At 61.6% G+C, this 258-nt stretch carries 1 pseudogene and 1 other annotated feature; the pseudogene reads right to left on the bottom strand.

From position 1 onward, the window contains the following. Window positions 1-258 (bottom strand): annotated as a pseudogene (locus F3I16_RS20985) (IS3 family transposase); the annotation flags it as partial. Then, window positions 146-258 (bottom strand) — a sequence feature (AL1L pseudoknot). This feature is flagged as partial in the annotation. It overlaps the preceding pseudogene by 113 nt.

The following is a 258-nucleotide window of genomic DNA, read 5'->3' as shown; positions in this document are numbered from 1 at the left end:
GCTTCCAGACCTTCACCGCGCCATAGCACTGCATGTTGGCGTTCCACACGCGCTGAATTTCCGGAATCAATGTGTCGTCACGCCGTGCACGGCAGGAGCGCAGTACCGGGTTACGAAGTTGGGCCGCGTGCCTACGGTAACCGGACGGGGCGATCTGCAAGACGCGGCAGATCGACTCGACCCCGAGACGGTCACGATGCTGATCGACAAATGCCCTCAGGACTTGGTGCGGCGGTCGAGCTCCGCCTGGGCAAAATA

The organism is Pseudomonas sp. L-22-4S-12, assembly GCF_009799935.1.
In the GTDB taxonomy this organism is placed as follows: domain Bacteria; phylum Pseudomonadota; class Gammaproteobacteria; order Pseudomonadales; family Pseudomonadaceae; genus Aquipseudomonas.
Note: the sequence above shows the minus strand (reverse complement) of the source record. Positions and strands in the feature narration are given on the sequence as shown.